Consider the following 17,102-nt stretch of genomic DNA (forward strand, 5'->3'; position numbering starts at 1 on the left):
CAGGTATGGGTAAAGAGATCGGTGGACTTAAAGACGCTCTTGGAAAAGCTAAGGGTGAGCTTGCTGGTCTTGGAAAAGAGAACGGTGGTCTAAAAGAAGCTCTTGGCCAGGCACAAGGAAAACTTGCTGGTATGGGGAAAGAGATCGGTGGACTTAAAGAAGCTCTTGGAAAAGCTAAGGGAGAACTTGCTGGTCTTGGTAAAGAGAACGGTGGACTTAAAGACGCTCTTGGAAAAGCCAAGGGTGAACTTGCTGGTCTTGGAAAAGAGAACGGTGGTCTAAAAGAAGCTCTTGGTCAGGCACAAGGAAAACTTGCTGGTATGGGTAAAGAGATCGGTGGTCTAAAAGACGCTCTTGGAAAAGCTAAGGGTGAGCTTGCTGGTCTTGGAAAAGAGAACGGTGGCCTAAAAGAAGCTCTTGGTAAGGCCCAAGGTAAACTTGCAGGTCTTGGAAAAGAGAACGGTGGACTTAAAGAGGCCCTTGGTAAAGCAAAAGGTGAGCTTGCTGGACTTAATAACGAAAATAAAGACTTAAAAGGGAAGGTTGCAGGACTTGGAAAAGAAGTTAGTGATCTACAAAATGCCCTTGCTAATAAGAATGATGAAAATGGAAATCTTGGCCGTAAAATCGCATCTCTTGGTGAAGACCTAAATGCTTGTGAGACTGGTTCAAGTGCGCTTAATAAGAAGGTTACTGAACTTGGTAACGGGCTTGATGGTGCTAACAAGAAACTTAACTCATGTCTTGCTGAAGTTAACGATAAGAAAGACTTCATGAAACAAGTTAAGAAAATTGCGAAGAAAGTTGAAGATCAGAAGAAGAATCTACGTGCAAATATTGCGAGAAACCTAGCTGATAAATTTAGAAATAATAATATTGATGCAGCGGTTGATCCTAAAACTGGTAACGTAACACTTCTAATGGATAAGAACCTACTATTTGAAACTGGTTCTTCAAGACTGAGTGTTCATGCGAAGAAGAAGCTAAAAGATCTAATCCCACTGTACTCAGAAGTTTTATTTGCTGATGATACAGTTAGAGAGCAGCTTGATAGTTTCAACGTAGAAGGTCACGCTTCACCACTATTTGCTGGTAAGGCACTAGATCCTATGATGGCAGAAGCTTATTCGTATAACTATAACTTAAACCTGTCGTCACGACGTGCACTAGCAATTTCTAACTATATCTATAGTGATGGAATGAGCTATCCATATAAGTTCTATATGAGAAATGTGACGAAGTCGATTGGTTATGGTTTCTCAAGACCAGTTCTATTAGATACGGTTATTGAGAGACAACGTGAGTCGATTGCAGCTGAACTTATTGAGCCAAAAGGTTTCATCGTCGAAGAGAGAAAACCTGCAAGCTACGCAGTTCCACTTGCAAACGAAGACATGAAGTGTGGTGACTATAGTTGTAAACAGTCACAACGTGTTGAGCTGAGCTTTACACTTAAAGATGATCCAAAAGCGATGGAGAGGTTATTACAATTGTCTCCAGAACTAAAATAGAATACCAATAGTCGAGGATTGGTAGACCTAACAAAGAGGTACGTATGATTGAGATAGTTTTAGGGTTTTTCGGTACATATCTTATCGAATTTATGATGGGGCTTTTAGTTTGTGCCCTAGTATTCCGCTACTTAGCTTATCGCCACAGTAAGGACGATGATGCTTATTACTCTCGTTTTACTCGCGAGCTTGATGCGGCCATTGATGATGATAAGCAAAAAAATATACCAATTGATGATATCGACTCTTATATGTCGAATCTTCTAGGACGAGTAAATGCGGCCCTTCCTGATAACGCTCTTCGTTTCAGTAATAATGCCAATATTCAAAATCGTCACTATGATGGAAAAGAGGCCATGCAACAACAGCAAAGAGAAATCGATAAAGAGATCGATAGCTCTGAAGGTTCAAGTATTTCGCTTAACCAGTATATTGGTTCTAAGCACGGTCTAATTGCTTCAATTCATGGGGAGAGTTCGGTTTTTAAATCAACAGTTCCTCCTAATTATACAGAGCTTACTGACCGTATCATGAGTGATGATAGAAATTGGACTAAGCTTTACGGACAGATCCCTATTGATGGTGCTTCACGTATGATCGATATTCTTCCAAACCTTTTTATTGTATTTGGGGTTTTCGGGACGTTCATTGGTATTGCCATGGCCCTTCCTGAGATTGCGGCCATTGACTTTAATAATATTGAAAAATCTTCAGATAACCTTACTCGTTTCGTTATCAACGTTGCCTTCTCGATGAAGACATCGATTGCGGGGATTTTCTTTTCTCTAATTTTAACTTTCCTAAACACTCTTTTCCCACTACCGGAAAAGCGTTACAAGATTTTTAAGAAAGTTGAAACTTCAATGCAGAACCTTTGGTATCACCTTCAACGTGGTAATGCTAAGGAGCAGAGTACAATGCAAGGTGTACTAAAAGTTCTTCAAAGTATCGAGAGATACATGCGTGAAGACGCTCCTATTAAGAAAGTTGATTCTGATAAGAAGAATGTAGCTTAATAAAGCTAAGAATTTTAAGCTGACTTTAAATTTGGAGAAGAGAAATGAGTGTTTTATCAATCGTTAAAGGTTGTCCGCTATTCTTTGACCTATATGACAACGAAATTATGACAATATGTGAGCACTGTAAGGTGCTTACGCTAAAACCTGGCGACTATGTTTTTAAACATGGCGATAGTGGTGAGGAGTTGTTCCTTATCTTAAATGGTTCAGCAAAAGTTTTTAATGCTGACGATAAAGAAATTGCTCGTTGTAAAAAGGGAGACCTCTTCGGTGAGATGGTACTTCTTAAAGAAAATAAACGTTATGGAACTGTTCAATCAGATAATTATACAGATGTTCTCGTCATGAACTACTCGGACATATTCGGCCTGTACAAAACCAATCCTCGAATCTTTTCACTCTTGATACTCAATCTATCAAGGTTACTGGCCGGACGTTTACAGGGCGCAGGTAAACGAATTTCAACCCTAATCATGGAAATGGAAGAAATTAAGAAAGCTGCCTAAAGCTAGCGCTGAGATGGGGGGAGGGGCAGTTCACTGAGCTGCCCCCCTTTTTGGTACGCGCCACCTTTTCGAGATTTTAATCACTTAGTTTCTAATTTCTTCTATACTTAACCCTAAACTTTATATTTCGTTGCTTCTAATTAGTATTGATTATTGAATGAATCTTTTTATATTAGTAATTTTAATTCTTGTGAGATTTTTGACGAAGATTTCTCCTTTTTAATAGATAACTTTCTAGAATCTCGAAAAGGTGGCGCGTACCAAGTTTCGTAATTGAATTAAAAAATAAAATGTTGTCGTTTTTATTTATTTGTCATGTCTGATACGTCAGAACGTTTGAATGCCTAGACCTAAATTAATAAGACAAAATGAGTTTCCTTATCACGTAACATCTCGAACTAATAATAAAGTTCCTTTTCCTCTACCAATGTATCATGTTTGGGATTTAGCTAAGCAGGCACTAATTTATGCTCGGAAAAATGTTAATGTTGAAATAAATTGTTTCGTTTTAATGAATAATCATTATCACTTACTCGTTACAACTCCTAATGAGAATCTTGATAGGTTTATGATGTATTTTAATCTCAAACTCTCAAAGCTAATTAGTCGAAATGCTAGGGTAATAAATCATAAATTCAGTAATCGCTATAAGTGGACTATCGTCTCCAATCAGGACTATTTACAAAATGTATATCGTTATATTTATCAAAATCCTCTTCGAGTAAATATTGTAGAAAGATGTATTGATTATCCATATAGTTCTCTACACTTTACAAGTTTTGAAGCTCGCTTGTTAAACTATAGGCTACACTTTATGTATGCAGATGAGGTGTCTTTTTATGAACAAAGGTTTTCAAGTAATTTAACTAATATTATTAGCACTTCTTTAAAAAGGAGTGTTTTTGAAATCCCACTTAGTGTAAGTACTCATGATCGCAAGATGTTGAAATCCTGAAAAGGTGGCGCGTACCTTAAAGGTCGCGTACCTTTGCAAGTAGTAGGATCAAACCTTGCTGACAGAATTTATTTTTCAAACGAGTTCGATCTCCGCGAAACTCATATCTTTGCGCTGATACACCATCTTTTGTGGCAACGCCGATACATACTGTTCCAACAGGTTTGCCAGGAGTCGCACCACCTGGGCCGGCAATTCCAGTATACGAAATTGCAATGTCAACACCTAGGGCCTTGCGAGAACCAGCGGCCATCTCCGTTGCTGTTTCGTTACTAACGGCACCATGATTTTTTAGTGTTTCATTTTTAACGTGAATAATATTTTCTTTTACTGAATTAGCGTAACTTACGACTCCACCTAAAAAGACAGACGATGACCCTGATACATTTGTGATTGTTGAACTGGCCAGTCCACCTGTGCAGCTTTCGGCAAAGCCAATTGTGAGTCCTTTCGCTTTTGCTTCTTCAACAATAACTTCTTCGATTGTACGAAGGCCATAAGTCCAAATATTATTTTTTAACTCTGTTGCTTCAATGATATCTCTAATTCTTTGACGTGATTCTTCATTTTGAAATTGTGGCCTAAGATTAATGGTAATATCAACTCCTGAGACGATTGGAAGTGAGCTAACTTTTCCAAATTCTTCCAAGTCTTCCCAAAGTGTAGGGCAAAGCTTAAAGAAGATTGTCTCTTCTGGAATGCTGTGAGTACGGCATACAAAAAGTTCGTGACCGCTTTCAGCTCGGTTTTTGAGAAGTGGCACAATACTTTCTCTAACCATCGTTTGGCATTCGCGAGGAACACCCGGTGTACAAAAAATCTCACATTTTCCTAACTTTGCATGAATTCCTGGAGCAAGGCCAGATGGATTATAAATAGGAGAGGTGTCTTTTGGCAGCATATGATAGTTGCTCACTTCACGTGAAAACGTTCTGCCAAATGTTTCGTATTGCCTAATTGCTATCTTTTCTGCTTCGAGGTTTTCAACGAGTTCAACACCTAGTGCATTTGCCACAATGGATTTTGTTAAGTCATCTTTTGTTGGCCCAAGCCCACCTGTGATGATAAGAAAGTCATTCTCAGCGGCCTGTTTCTTAATTTCTTGAGTTACTTGATCAAATTTGTCACCTAGGATTGTGCACTTATTGAAGTCAAAGCCTAGAGGAGCGATCTCTTTTGCAAGTATTTGCAGGTTAAGATCATTAATTTTTGCATTTAGCAGCTCGTCACCAATGATTATTTGGGAAATTTTGGCCATGTTAATCCTTTAATTTGGGCAAGATAGGTTATAATATACGCTGATTATTTTAACACATAACTTTATCATATAGAGAAAGAAAGAGTACGAATGAGTAAAATTACGAATTTTAAATTAGACTACGATCAAGACCTAGAGTTTTATCTAAACAAAAACTTTCCTGGTTTCGCTGATTATCGAATCCATAACAAGGCCCTTGATGCTCGTGGAGCTAATCGCGGTAAAAAACCAATCTATAATTTTAAAGTTGAAATTATTTATCCTGGTGAAGAGTTTGCTGCGTATCGAGAGCAGTTTAACTTTCTTGATAACTTTTCCAAGACACCAATTATTATTGGTGCAGGACCTGCTGGCCTATTTTGTGCACTACGCTTAGCGGAATATGGAATTAAATCGATCATTATCGAAAGAGGAGATCGTGCTCATAATCGTATGAAGCATATTGCTCGTTTTTGGCGATACAATGAATTTGACGATGATAATAATGTTTGTTTTGGTGAAGGTGGAGCGGGACTTTTCTCTGATGGGAAATTAATCACGCGTATTAAGTCACCTTACGTACAATATGTCATGAATCGTTTTGTTGATTTTGGTGCGCCTCCTGAGACGGCCTATGTATCTAACCCGCACTTAGGATCTAATAAGATTCGTGGGCTAATCAAACAAATCACTGATCATCTTAAAGAAAAAGGATGTGAGATTCACTATAATGTGAAGGTGGATGAAATACTTTTTGAGGACGATAAGAAAGTTGCCGGTGTTAAGCTGAGTGATGGAAGAACACTTGAGAGTAATAACGTTGTTCTAGCTACAGGTCACTCTGCTAAAGAAATTTATTATCATTTAAAAGAAAAAGAAGTTGCGATGGAGGCCAAGGACTTTGCTGTTGGTGTGCGTATTGAGCATCGCCGCTCGCAAGTTGATTTTCTTCAATATGGACGCTTTGTTCAAGAAGATCTTGGTGCCGCTCGCTATAAACTTACATACCACAACAAGAACGTTGATAAAGGAACATACTCTTTTTGTATGTGTCCAGGTGGCTACGTTTTATCTTCTGGAACTGATGCTGATGGGATTGTTGTAAACGGAATGAGTAACTTTGCAAGAAACTCGCCTTGGTCAAATTCTGCACTTGTTGTTTCTGTAAATGCAGGAAAAGATTTTGGTCTTGATGATGTATTAAATGGTCATTATTTTCAACGTGAAATTGAAAAGAAAGCCTATGAAGCTTCGCTTGCTAATGCATCTGGAAAAGAGATTCCATCACAAAGAGTACAAGACTTTCTTGATGGCCGTGTTTCTAAAGATCTTCCAAAGACATCTTGTCCGTCAGGAATCTTTTCACATAACTTAACAACTATTCTTCCAGAGTTTATTGCTCAAGGTCTTCGTGAAGGACTAGAGTCTTTTGATAAGAAAATGAAGGGGTTTGTAAATAATGATGCCCTTTTATTGGCACCGGAGACTCGTACTTCAGCACCTGTAACTATAAAAAGAAGTCGCGCGACTTTTGAATCAGATTCTCATAAAGGTTTATACCCTTGTGGCGAAGGCGCTGGTTATGCAGGTGGTATTACATCTGCTGCCGTTGATGGTGTTAAAGTTGCAATGGCAATGATTCGTAAAGAAAAAAATATCTAAAGAAAATACTCTGCAACTGCAAATAATCCATTTTGAACGACTAAGAAGTGTACAGAATGATTAGTTGGGTTGTAGAGAATTTTTCTCTGTGATGTATAGCAATCAACTTGCGCATCCCAACTTAATTCAGTTTCGATATCATCCGTAAAATTATATTGCCACATTTTATTACTTGCACAGTAATAGTAGTATTCTTTTGAATTATAGCGAACGTGTGTGAAACCATTAGTTGTTCTTGGTAACATCGTGTAGTCAACGATATTTCCGTCACCACCTTTTATCATAACTCGAGCAGAACTTGTTTGCTTAAACATCCAACCAAGAGTTGAGTCATAATGTGAGTTTACCATACCACCATAAGTTGGTACTCGAGAGCTTGCTAGAGGAGTAGCTGCACTATAGAAATTTCCACGTTCCGTATCTGGCATACCTGCAAAATGAGACTGACGGTAGCTATCGCTCATATCATATAGTTTAATAAATGCATCAGAGGTCGTTGTTCCATTATAACGTGACTTGTGAAGCATAAGCTCGCCATTTGCCACCCCAAGAATTTGCTCATTATACCAGTCAAATTTAATATCTGTTCCGACTAGTCCATCAGATGCAGCATCAAAGTACCAAGTGGCACCGCTTCCAATAACTCGAGTATTGGTTAATGTAGTTCTGCTGTAGCGATTTACACCTGAACCAACATCATCAAAAATATCTCCTGTTGTTCGATCAACTGAGAAGCTATAAGATCTCGCTGAGTAGCCACCAACAATAGTTTCGATGTTTCCACCAATTGTAAACTCTCTGTATGTTCCTGAAACGTAATCACCGACAACTATTGTATTATCTAGGCCATTATCCTTACCCCAATCAATTTGCCAAGAAGCCGAAATACGAGCTGATAGAGCACTTTCACCATCACCTGAAGAAGAAAATTGACCTGCTAGGGTAACGATATTACCACTGTCATCTAATGTTCTAATTAGCCCGTGATCATTAAAATAGATTTTACCTTGTTGGTTAACAAAGTAACCTTGAAGGTCTATTGGACATGAAGTCGCTGCCGTTCCATCTGCACATGGTGTGCTCGATGTTGAATCAGTACCAAGAACTCTCGTATACGTATTTGTTACATGATCATAGAGCATTAGGTTGCGGCCATGGTTGTAATCAAAATAGATTTTTCCATCAAGGCCTGTTTTGTAAATTGAGCGATAACCTGTATAGATATCATAAGGTGCTGTGGCATTATATGTCGTTGTTGGTGTACCCGATGCGTAGTCTAGTCTAGCGACACGGTAATGCGTATTTCCTGTGACAGGCTTATGAACACTTACATGCATATGCTCAAGAGCCGAGTTTACCGCATTATAGGCGATGGCCATATTCGTCACACTTTTTCCTGACCAACTATAAGTGTCTTCATTGTAGATACCGACACCATCGATTTGGATACGATTGACTATATTTTCGCTTGCATCAAAGTGAAACCAATTGCGATCAGTATTACTTGAAGTACTTCTAAAGTAGAGGTCGCCATTTGGTAGAGGAACTAGAGTACCTAGAAAGCGATGAAAGCTTGCAATGTCGATAGCACTTGGTGCAAAACTTGTTCCTGGATTAGAGTTCGATCCTCCACCTACTAGAGTCGATATTTGCCAAGGATTCGTATTCATATCAATTCGTCTAATACTGCCCTTATCGACAATGAGAAGCCCATTGTTATAGTCAAGAGTAATGGCACTTGCAAAGCCAATTGTGGCATTCTCAATTGATCCGCCATCTCCACTTGGTGTACCTGTTGTTGGTAATAATTCTTTGATAATCCCTGTTTCCGGATCAACCCATAAGAGTCCTGCATCAAGGTCACGATAGAAAATATCTCCACGATCAGTGACTACCGTTGAGAATAGATCAATCTCATATGTTGAATTTCCATCTTTAAAAATAACAGAACGCCCACTTCCGCCAATACCTTTTTCTGTACTTCCCGCAATGATTCTAAAATTAGATTCATTTAGAGGTGCAGATGTCATAAAGGTTTCACTACCATCGCTATCAAGGGCAACAACTCTGATCTTATAAACAGAGTCGGTAGGAGAAAGTCCTGTAAGTCTGATACAACCTGTTTCTTGGGCCGTAATTGTACAACCACTTCCTTGAATATTTGCAATATTGTCCATAAGAAGCTGGTACTTTTCTTCTGTTCCATCAAGATATGAGTAGTAGATACTGATAGGGTTAGTTGCTAGTCCTTCATTATCGATGGCCTTCCATTTTACATATATATCGCTATCTTTAGGGGCCTGAAGTTGTGACAGAGTCGCTGGTGAACTCGGCGTATTTGTATTTGTTGCAATGATATTGAAAATCTCTGGAGGTGTACCAGGCAGATAATTAATTGAATCAGTATCAACACCTACAACTTGTGTATTTGTTGAAATATTTCCTGCCGCATCGGCGGCCCAAGCGTAAACACTATAACTATTTGTAACAAAACCGATTCTCACATATAAATTATCTGCACTCGTAATCGTTATATTTTGTGCTCTTTTGGCCTCTGGAAGTGTTGTGAAACATTCATCATTGATACTTGATGGTGCAGTTGTATCATCATATTTAAGGCAAATATATGTAATATCAGATGCAGTATCAGCAGCAACGAGATCGACTTGAATATTATTATTTCCTGTTGTTGTGGCACCACCATTTAATGATATTGAAGAGATTGTAGGAGCGCTCCCATCAATAACAAAATTCTTTTGAACTGTTGTGCTATGTCCGGCCGCATCTGTGAAACTAACTTCAAAGATTGCATTATTGACCTCTGGACCTAAGTTAATATCAGCAGAGTAGCTCTTTGAAATATTCTCACTTGTAACAGCTGCTACCGCTGTCAGATTTTGCCAAGCACTACCGTCGTAAAATCTTAGTGAAAAATTATTTGCAACAGAATCAATATGCTTTTCAGTAAGTGTCCATGTGAATGTTTTTGTTGAATTTTGTCCATACGATGTAAATGAGTCATGCGCAATCTGTGGAGCCGTTGAGTCAATCCAAAAGATATTAGATTCGACTGTATTCGTATTACCCGCTAGGTCACTTAGAGAAACTCTTACTTTAGCATCTTCAATATTTAGGTTTGGAACACTCCATGCTTGAGTGAATGTTGTATTTGTAAGTGGGCCTACACTTGCATTTAGTGATGAAGTGATATTCACCCAATTACTTCCATTCCAATAGTCGATTGTATGAGTTTGGGCCGCAGAAATATTATCCTCAGTTACATCCCAAGAAAGTGTTACGCTATTTGATCCAGCTTGATTCGCTATTGTCGCAATTGAGATCGCTGGGGCCTGTGTATCATAAAAAACAGAGATATCAGTTGATGTAGTTGATACATTACCATTCACATCTTTTGACCATGCCTTAAGTGTGTGTAGACCTTGGTTTGTATTGGCCAGTGTGTATGTAATTGCTGAGGCCGTCGTTGTACAAGACTGCCAAGCACTATCTGCTTCAGTAGGCTGAGTTCCTTCATTTATTAGGACAAAGTTAATATCACTACATGAGCTTACTGTTAGATTATTACTTGTAGAAGAAGTATAAAGGGCCGAGCTTAGTGCTATTGAAGGTGGCGCTGAAGGTGTTTTATCTGAAACTGTAATTGATACCGTTGCAGTACTTAGAGCATCCGTAGTTGAGTCATTTGCAATGAATGTGAATGAATCTGTACCATTGAAATTCACATTAGATGTATATGTACAAGTCAGATCAGTTCCATAACTTCCTGTCGTAATACAATCCGAAAGTACTCCATTTGTAGGGAGAGAGACAATCTTATAAGTTAAGCTATCACCATCCACATCTGTCGCATTCGATAAAGTAATACTAAGTGGAGTGTTGTCATCTGTTGAATAGCTCTGGTTGGCCGCCATCACTGGTGCATCATTGATTGAATTCACATCAATTGTTACTGTTGCAGTATTTGAATCAGCAGTGGCATCACTTGCTTTATAAGTGAATGTCGTTTGGCCATTGAAGTTTGTACTTGGTGTATAAGTACATGATCTTGAACTTCCTTGGTCGCAAACAAGACTTCCGCTGGCAGTCGTTGAAACGATTGTATAGGTAAGAGCATCGTTTTCAATATCTGTAGCTGCATTTAGATCAAAGCTAATTGGTGTGTCTTCATTTGTTAAAACGCTTTGAGTTGCCAATAACACCGGAGCATCATTAACAGCAGTTATATTAATTGTAACTGTTGCCTCTGTAGGTGAGTCAACTAATGTATCGTTTGCTCGATATGTAAATGTGTCAGTACCATTAAAGTTTAAGTTTGGTGTATAATCGCAAGTTATATCTGTTGTATAGCTTCCAGTCGTTAAGCAATTTGAAAGAGTACCATTTGTTGGTCCTGTAATAAGTTTGTACTGGAGAGTCTGTGTAGGCATATCAATGTCAGTAGCATTGTTTAGTGTGAAGCTTACAAGTGTGTCTTCATTAGTTGAAATCGTTTGATCATTACCTATAAGTGGAGCATCGTTTTCCGATGATATTGTGATTGTAGCGGTTGCTATATTTGAATCAAGATTTCCGTCATTTACTTTATATGTGAAAGAATCAACACCATTGAAATTAGATGCGGGCATATACTGGCAATCTCTTGAAATACCACCAGTACAAGTCAAAACACCGTTTGATGTTGTTGAGACGATACTATAAGAGAGTGTGTCGGCATCAATATCACTACCTGTATTTAATGCGAAGGCCACTAGTGTGTCTTCAGCTGTTGCTAGGGACTGTGTTGAACTCAGAGTAGGAGCGTCATTTACTGGAGTTGTATTAATCGTAACGGTTGCTTGTCCAACTGAGTCGTATTGACCGTCATTGACAATATAAGTAAATGTATCGCTACCATTGAAATCTGCATTTGGTGTATATGTACAAGTTAAGTCTGCAGTATAGCTGCCCGTTGTGAAGCAATTTGAAAGGATACCATTACTTGGTGGTGTGATTAATTTATAACTTAGTTGTGCACTTGAGTTGTCGATATCAGTTGAATCACTTAATGTGAAATTTAAAGCAGTGTCTTCTGTTGCAGTAAAAATTTCATTTGTAGCAATTGTCGGTCTATCATTAACGTTGGCAACATTTAGATTTACTGTTGCAATATTAGAGTCAAGCTCGGAGTCATTGGCCTTATAAGTAAAGCTATCTATGCCAGTGAAATTCAAGTTAGGAGTATATGTACAACTCGTAGTCCCTGGATCACAAGTCAGAGTTCCGTTTGTCGGCTGTGACACTATTGAATAAGTTAGCGAGAACGAATCAGGATCAACAGCTTCAGTTAGACTAAAATCGAGGCCTGAATCTTCTGTCGTATTAATTGTTTGAGGCGTTGCTAAAGTTGGCGCATCATTAACTTGATTTATATCGATCTCGTAACTTTTCTCATGGAATGGTAGAGTTGTATCAACGCGATCGTTATCACTTTGTTTTTTTCCAACTTTTAACGTAATAATTGCTTTAGGAAGTGTATTTGATGGAGGAGTGTAATTCCATACGTTTCCTGTTCCACTTGAAACGCCGTCAACAAACCATTCGTAAGCAATTTGATAAGTCGAATCCCAGTGTTCAGCAAGGGCCGAGAATTCAGAAGAAAGGCCTTCATCCATTAATGTTGCGTATAAAATACTCTTTATTTTAGGCTTAGAGCTTTTTAAAATATCTAAGTTTTCACCCTCTGTTAACTCGTTAAAAGTCGACTGTATTTCAGTATCACTTTCAATCTGCGTGTAGGCATCTTCCAAATTAGTAAGATTATCAGCAAGCGTATTTGCTAGGGCCTCTTCTGCTGCTTCTAGTTTCTTAGTAAAGCTTGCATCAGTTGAATAGTTGATACTCGTTGCAGGTAGTTGTGCCAAAATTGTTGTCGCAGCAGTAATATTTTGATTCTTATAGAAACTTGTTACAATCTTTTCTAGCTCAATATCACAGCCTAGTAGTTTGATCTTATAACGAGCAGGAGCAGTCAGGTCTAACTCTAGTTCACTTATATTAAATTCAAATTGAGTCGAAGTTGATATTGTCTCTAGATCAATTGGATTATCTTCTAGAATTGACATCGTTACCGTATCAAATATTGCAACCTTTGGATCCGTACATGTTGTTGCTGCATACGCACTAAATTGTCGTGTAAAGAAAGTCGTATGAGTAATGACTCCATTAAGTGGTGGAACTAGTCCTTGTAGTCTTGGAGTTGGTGGAATATATGGATTCGATTTCGATTTACTAGAAGACGACGAGCTAGAGCTTGCCTTTGTCTCTGTGTCTTCGCTTTGGGCCATCGTAGATACTTGGTTGTAAAAGCTTACTGTACCAGAGTCATTTTCATTTTCTTCTTGTTTGGTTGTATTGTCATAAGATGGACTAGAGTCAAAAGAATTCGAGTCATATGTACCAGTGCTCTTTGATGGAGAGCTTTTAACTGATTCTGAATTAAGCGCTGTATAACCAACAGAAGTATTTGTTTGGTCCTGAGGGCGATTGTTGATGTAAGCGATTTCTGCTTCTTCACTTACATATTCAGGTGTGTTTGGTAATTTTACCTTAGCTGATTCAATATTCTTAATTTGCCCTGTATTTGAAACTTTTGAGCTAGTGGATGCTAATGTACGTTTTGAATTCTTTTCTTGATCATTTACGATTTTATTTGTTGATGTCGGGTTGTTTGAGCTAATAAGACCTTCGTCTTTGGAATTCTTATTTGTTAATATTAAGACCAACGTTAATATGACGATGGCCGAAATTGCCTTTAGTCTCAAACTTGTTCCTATCCTGTTTACGTTCCGCTTTATTAGCCAAGTTCTTATCGGTTAATTTACATACTTTTTTAGTACTTTTTGATCATAGCAGATCAATTAAATCATAAAGAATTCAGTAGGTTAGGTAGCTCTTTTGGCCACTTCCTATAGAAAATAGCCAAGCTTGTAAGGCAGTGGATTAATATCTAAGACAATAGCTCAAATAGCTCTTCAATTTTTTCATTGAGAACACTCTTTTTTTGGTTAAGGCCTGCAATTAGTTGGTTCTTCTCATCATCCATATTAGAGTAATCAAATCGAGAAAGAAGCTCATCAATTTTAGCAATTTGCTCCTCAATATCCATAATTTCGCTTTCAATTTTATCAGTATCAACATTTGGTTTTATTTCACTGATAACTTGTGTTTCAATTACCTGGTTGGCCTTAGGCCTTGTTTCTTCTTGTTGTTGTTTTTCAAGGTTTCTCTCAATTTCTCGTGCCTCAAGATAAGGACGAACAAATGTAAATCCGCTTGAAAATTTAGTCACTGATTGATTTTCAATTAACCACACTCGATTAGTGATATTTTCTAAGAAAGATCTATCGTGAGATATGATAATTACAGTACCTTGAAATTCAGAAAGTTTTTGCTCGAGAATTTCAATTGATTCAATATCTAAGTCATTTGTTGGCTCATCAAAAATCCAAATATCGGCTTCATTTTTTAGATTTAGCGCGAGTTGAAGACGATTCAGCTCACCACCTGAAAAGCTTGAAAGTGGGCGATACAGCTCTCCACGATCAAAAAGAAAGTTTTGAAAATAACTTGCGACGTGGATTGAGCGGCCACTTTTGAAATGAATAAAGTCTTCACCTTCACCAAGTAGATCAAATGGTGATTTCGTTAAATCAAATTCATCTCTTTTTTGTGAAAAAAGACAAACTTTCAAATCATCAGCTCTTTTGATTGTACCTGAAGTATTTGTTAAGCGATCAGCAACAAGCTTCATGAGAGTCGATTTCCCAACTCCATTTTCTCCAAGGACACCAACTTTATCACCTTTAAAAATAGATAGGTTTACGTCTTTAAAGAGTGGTTCATGATTTTCAAAACCAAAAGAGACATCTTTGAATTGGACGAGTTGTTTCGTTTTTCGATTACTATCATTCATTGCAAGATCAAGTTGACTACGTGCCTGATCTTTTAATTTTTGTACTGCTTTTGATAGGTCGTTAAAATTTTCGACACGCTTTTTTGAACGAGTACCACGGGCCTTGATTCCTTGGCGCATCCACGCAGTCTCACGCCTAAGAGAATTTTTTAACTTTGTTAAAGAGTTGACTCTCAATTCTTCCTGGGCCGCTGTGAACTCGAGATATTGAGCATATGTTCCCTTAAATGGAGAAACAATTCCAGCGTGAATATGGAAAATTTTTGTTGTAACTTTTGAAAGTAAGTACCTATCGTGGGAGATGATAACGTGAGTCTTATTTGACTTCATGATTTCATCTTCAAATTGTTCGATTGTTTCAAAATCTAAGTGGTTTGTGGGCTCATCCCAAAGAATGAGGTTCTCTTTTGCTGTTAAGCCTAGACTAAGCTGAATCTTTTTTTGCTCTCCACCTGAGAGACCTTTCACTTTGGCATGGAGATCTGTTAGGCCAAAGGCCTTGATATAACTTTCAAAATTATTCTTAAGCTCCCAGTAGTTCCTATGCTCAAGCTCTTCCATTATTTTGTTTTGCTTCGCTAGTCCTTCTTCAGTAGCTAAGTCGAGAGAGACTAAGTCATCATTTAGTTTTTTTAGATCACGATATTGAAAATAAAAATAATCAGCAATGGTGATATCATCACTTGGAATTGTGAAGTTTTGATCGACTTTGAAAACATTAAATTCTAAGGTCGGCCCTTGTGCCTGTGTTGCTTTTTCAAATGTGAAGGGTGGAGTGCACGAATCCGGTGCAAGCTCTTCATTGATAATCTTTAGCAACGAAGATTTTCCCATTCCGTTTAGGCCAATAAGACCTATTTTATCACCATGCTCAATATAGAATTGTGCGTTATTGAAAATGACTTTCTGCCCAAAGGCAAGATTGATGTTTTTTAAGTTACAAAGGATCGACATGTGTCAAATCTAACCTATTTTTAGTCATTTGGCCCAAAAAATTCTCGCCCATTTTCTAGCCGAAATGTGGCCTCTTAGGTATGATAATGCCTTTAATAACACACACTTTCACATATCTCGGGGTAAATATTATGAAGAATTTATTTAAAATAGCATTGGCCGCATTTGGAATGTTCAGTGCACAAGCGAATTATCAATTACTAGCAAGTAGTGGTGAGTTAAATCTTAACCTACCTGATCAAACATTTTGGATTAGTACTTCACTAAGACTAGAGAATTCAGGCAAGGTTTGTTTCTCTCTAAGTGGTGCGGATAATGGAATTTCAAAATATGGAATTCTATGTGGTGACAATCGTGACAATGTAAAATTATTTGCAGGAAATGGTGATGAGGCCATTAGCGAATTTTATCTTTTCAATGATGCAGCTTCTGGTCAAGATCATGTCGTGTTTGCACCTAATAATGGTTATGAGCACACAGGAATTTATACGATTAACCTTGAAACAGGTAAAAGACTTGAGCACGAAAACTTTGAAGGAATGTTTACTGGTGTCTCTGGTGTCGCAATGAATAGTGAAGACACACTTATCTACCGTCATTCTTTTGGGACAAGTAAAGCAAAAGTTGTGATTAAAACTTTAGATGAGCAAAAAGATGTGTTTACAAGTTTTACAAATGATATGGGTTATATCTTCTCTCCTGTGACAGCTGGCAATTATGTTTTAACAAAAGTTAGAATGGGGAAGTCTACTGCTGAGTCTCAACCAGATCGCCTTTACTTATACAATATCAAAAAAGGTAGTCGTCAAATTGTTATGCAAGATAGAGATGGACAACCTTCATCAAAAATTAAAGCGATTCAAAACCAATACACAGTTAATAAAAAAGGTGACATTGCTGTATGGGCGCAAACAAATGAAGGTGTAAAGCTATTTGCTTCTACTAATGGAATCATTAAGCCAATTCTATCTCTAGGTGAGATGATTTCTAAATTTGACGGATTTGCACCAGCAATGAACTCTAATGGTGACATCGTTATTCGTGGATATGATAAAGCAGGTGTTGCTGCAATCTTTAAATATGTAAATGGACAGTGGTCTAAGCTTATTGGAGAAGGAGATGCTCTTTCTATCAATGGTGTTGATTACGAAGTTGTTGATGCAACAACATCTCCATTTGTTCATGCTCCACGTATCAATGATAATGGAACTATCGCATTTATTGTTTATGTAATAAATCCAAAAACAAAAAAATTATCAACAATGGTACTAAAAAAATAATTTATT

Annotated in this window: 8 protein-coding genes and 1 pseudogene; 6 read left to right on the plus strand and 3 right to left on the minus strand. The window is 37.8% G+C overall.

Annotated elements, in window-relative coordinates; all coding sequences use genetic code 11:
- The 4 genes and pseudogenes from ACMAWV_RS07610 to ACMAWV_RS07625 all read left to right on the plus strand — a co-directional run.
- Positions 1–1,511: pseudogene (locus ACMAWV_RS07610) on the plus strand (hypothetical protein); the annotation flags it as partial.
- 44 nt (positions 1,512–1,555) lie between these two features.
- Positions 1,556–2,527 carry a hypothetical protein gene (locus tag ACMAWV_RS07615; RefSeq protein ID WP_103217449.1) on the plus strand — a complete coding sequence of 324 codons (972 nt, stop codon included), beginning with the start codon at positions 1,556–1,558 and terminating at the stop codon, positions 2,525–2,527.
- Between the two features lie 44 nt (positions 2,528–2,571).
- Entirely contained in the window at positions 2,572–3,036 is a 465-nt protein-coding gene (locus ACMAWV_RS07620; RefSeq protein WP_103217448.1) for a cyclic nucleotide-binding domain-containing protein, read from the plus strand.
- Positions 3,037–3,376: 340 nt separating this feature from the next.
- A complete protein-coding gene (locus tag ACMAWV_RS07625) occupies positions 3,377–3,991 on the plus strand; it encodes a transposase (protein ID WP_412469638.1) in 615 nt (204 codons plus the stop codon).
- Between the two features lie 16 nt (positions 3,992–4,007).
- Here the strand turns inward: ACMAWV_RS07625 and ACMAWV_RS07630 are convergent, their stop codons facing one another.
- The gene (locus tag ACMAWV_RS07630) at positions 4,008–5,249 is read right to left on the minus strand and encodes a CinA family nicotinamide mononucleotide deamidase-related protein (RefSeq protein WP_412469637.1); all 1,242 of its coding nucleotides are present in this window, start codon (positions 5,247–5,249) and stop codon (positions 4,008–4,010) included.
- 90 nt (positions 5,250–5,339) lie between these two features.
- Between ACMAWV_RS07630 and ACMAWV_RS07635 the strand changes: the two genes are divergently transcribed.
- A complete protein-coding gene (locus tag ACMAWV_RS07635) occupies positions 5,340–6,890 on the plus strand; it encodes an NAD(P)/FAD-dependent oxidoreductase (RefSeq protein ID WP_392991682.1) in 1,551 nt (516 codons plus the stop codon).
- Here ACMAWV_RS07635 and ACMAWV_RS07640 read toward each other — a convergent pair.
- Both ACMAWV_RS07640 and ACMAWV_RS07645 read right to left on the minus strand, forming a co-directional pair.
- A complete protein-coding gene (locus tag ACMAWV_RS07640; RefSeq protein WP_412469636.1) occupies positions 6,887–13,711 on the minus strand; it encodes a tandem-95 repeat protein in 6,825 nt (2,274 codons plus the stop codon). The genes ACMAWV_RS07635 and ACMAWV_RS07640 overlap by 4 nt on opposite strands.
- Before the next feature lie 185 nt (positions 13,712–13,896).
- On the minus strand, positions 13,897–15,816 hold the full coding sequence (locus ACMAWV_RS07645) for an ABC-F family ATP-binding cassette domain-containing protein (protein WP_392991687.1): 1,920 nt from the start codon (positions 15,814–15,816) through the stop codon (positions 13,897–13,899).
- A gap of 131 nt (positions 15,817–15,947) precedes the next feature.
- On the opposite strand from ACMAWV_RS07645, the gene ACMAWV_RS07650 reads away from it, so the two are divergent.
- Complete coding sequence (locus tag ACMAWV_RS07650) at positions 15,948–17,096, plus strand: hypothetical protein (protein WP_412469635.1); 1,149 nt, start codon at positions 15,948–15,950, stop codon at positions 17,094–17,096.
- Positions 17,097–17,102: the final 6 nt, after the last annotated feature.

Origin of the sequence: Halobacteriovorax sp. RT-1-1 (genome assembly GCF_047085455.1) — a bacterium.
Classification (GTDB): domain Bacteria; phylum Bdellovibrionota; class Bacteriovoracia; order Bacteriovoracales; family Bacteriovoracaceae; genus Halobacteriovorax_A.

What these genes read in the sequence shown, in the direction of transcription:
- ACMAWV_RS07615 (WP_103217449.1), top strand. Translation starts at nt 1,556, where the DNA reads ATGATTGAGATAGTTTTAGGGTTTTTCGGTACATATCTTATCGAATTT.
- ACMAWV_RS07620 (WP_103217448.1), top strand. Translation starts at nt 2,572, where the DNA reads ATGAGTGTTTTATCAATCGTTAAAGGTTGTCCGCTATTCTTTGACCTA.
- ACMAWV_RS07625 (WP_412469638.1), top strand. Translation starts at nt 3,377, where the DNA reads ATGCCTAGACCTAAATTAATAAGACAAAATGAGTTTCCTTATCACGTA.
- ACMAWV_RS07630 (WP_412469637.1), bottom strand. Translation starts at nt 5,249, where the DNA reads ATGGCCAAAATTTCCCAAATAATCATTGGTGACGAGCTGCTAAATGCA.
- ACMAWV_RS07635 (WP_392991682.1), top strand. Translation starts at nt 5,340, where the DNA reads ATGAGTAAAATTACGAATTTTAAATTAGACTACGATCAAGACCTAGAG.
- ACMAWV_RS07645 (WP_392991687.1), bottom strand. Translation starts at nt 15,816, where the DNA reads ATGTCGATCCTTTGTAACTTAAAAAACATCAATCTTGCCTTTGGGCAG.
- ACMAWV_RS07650 (WP_412469635.1), top strand. Translation starts at nt 15,948, where the DNA reads ATGAAGAATTTATTTAAAATAGCATTGGCCGCATTTGGAATGTTCAGT.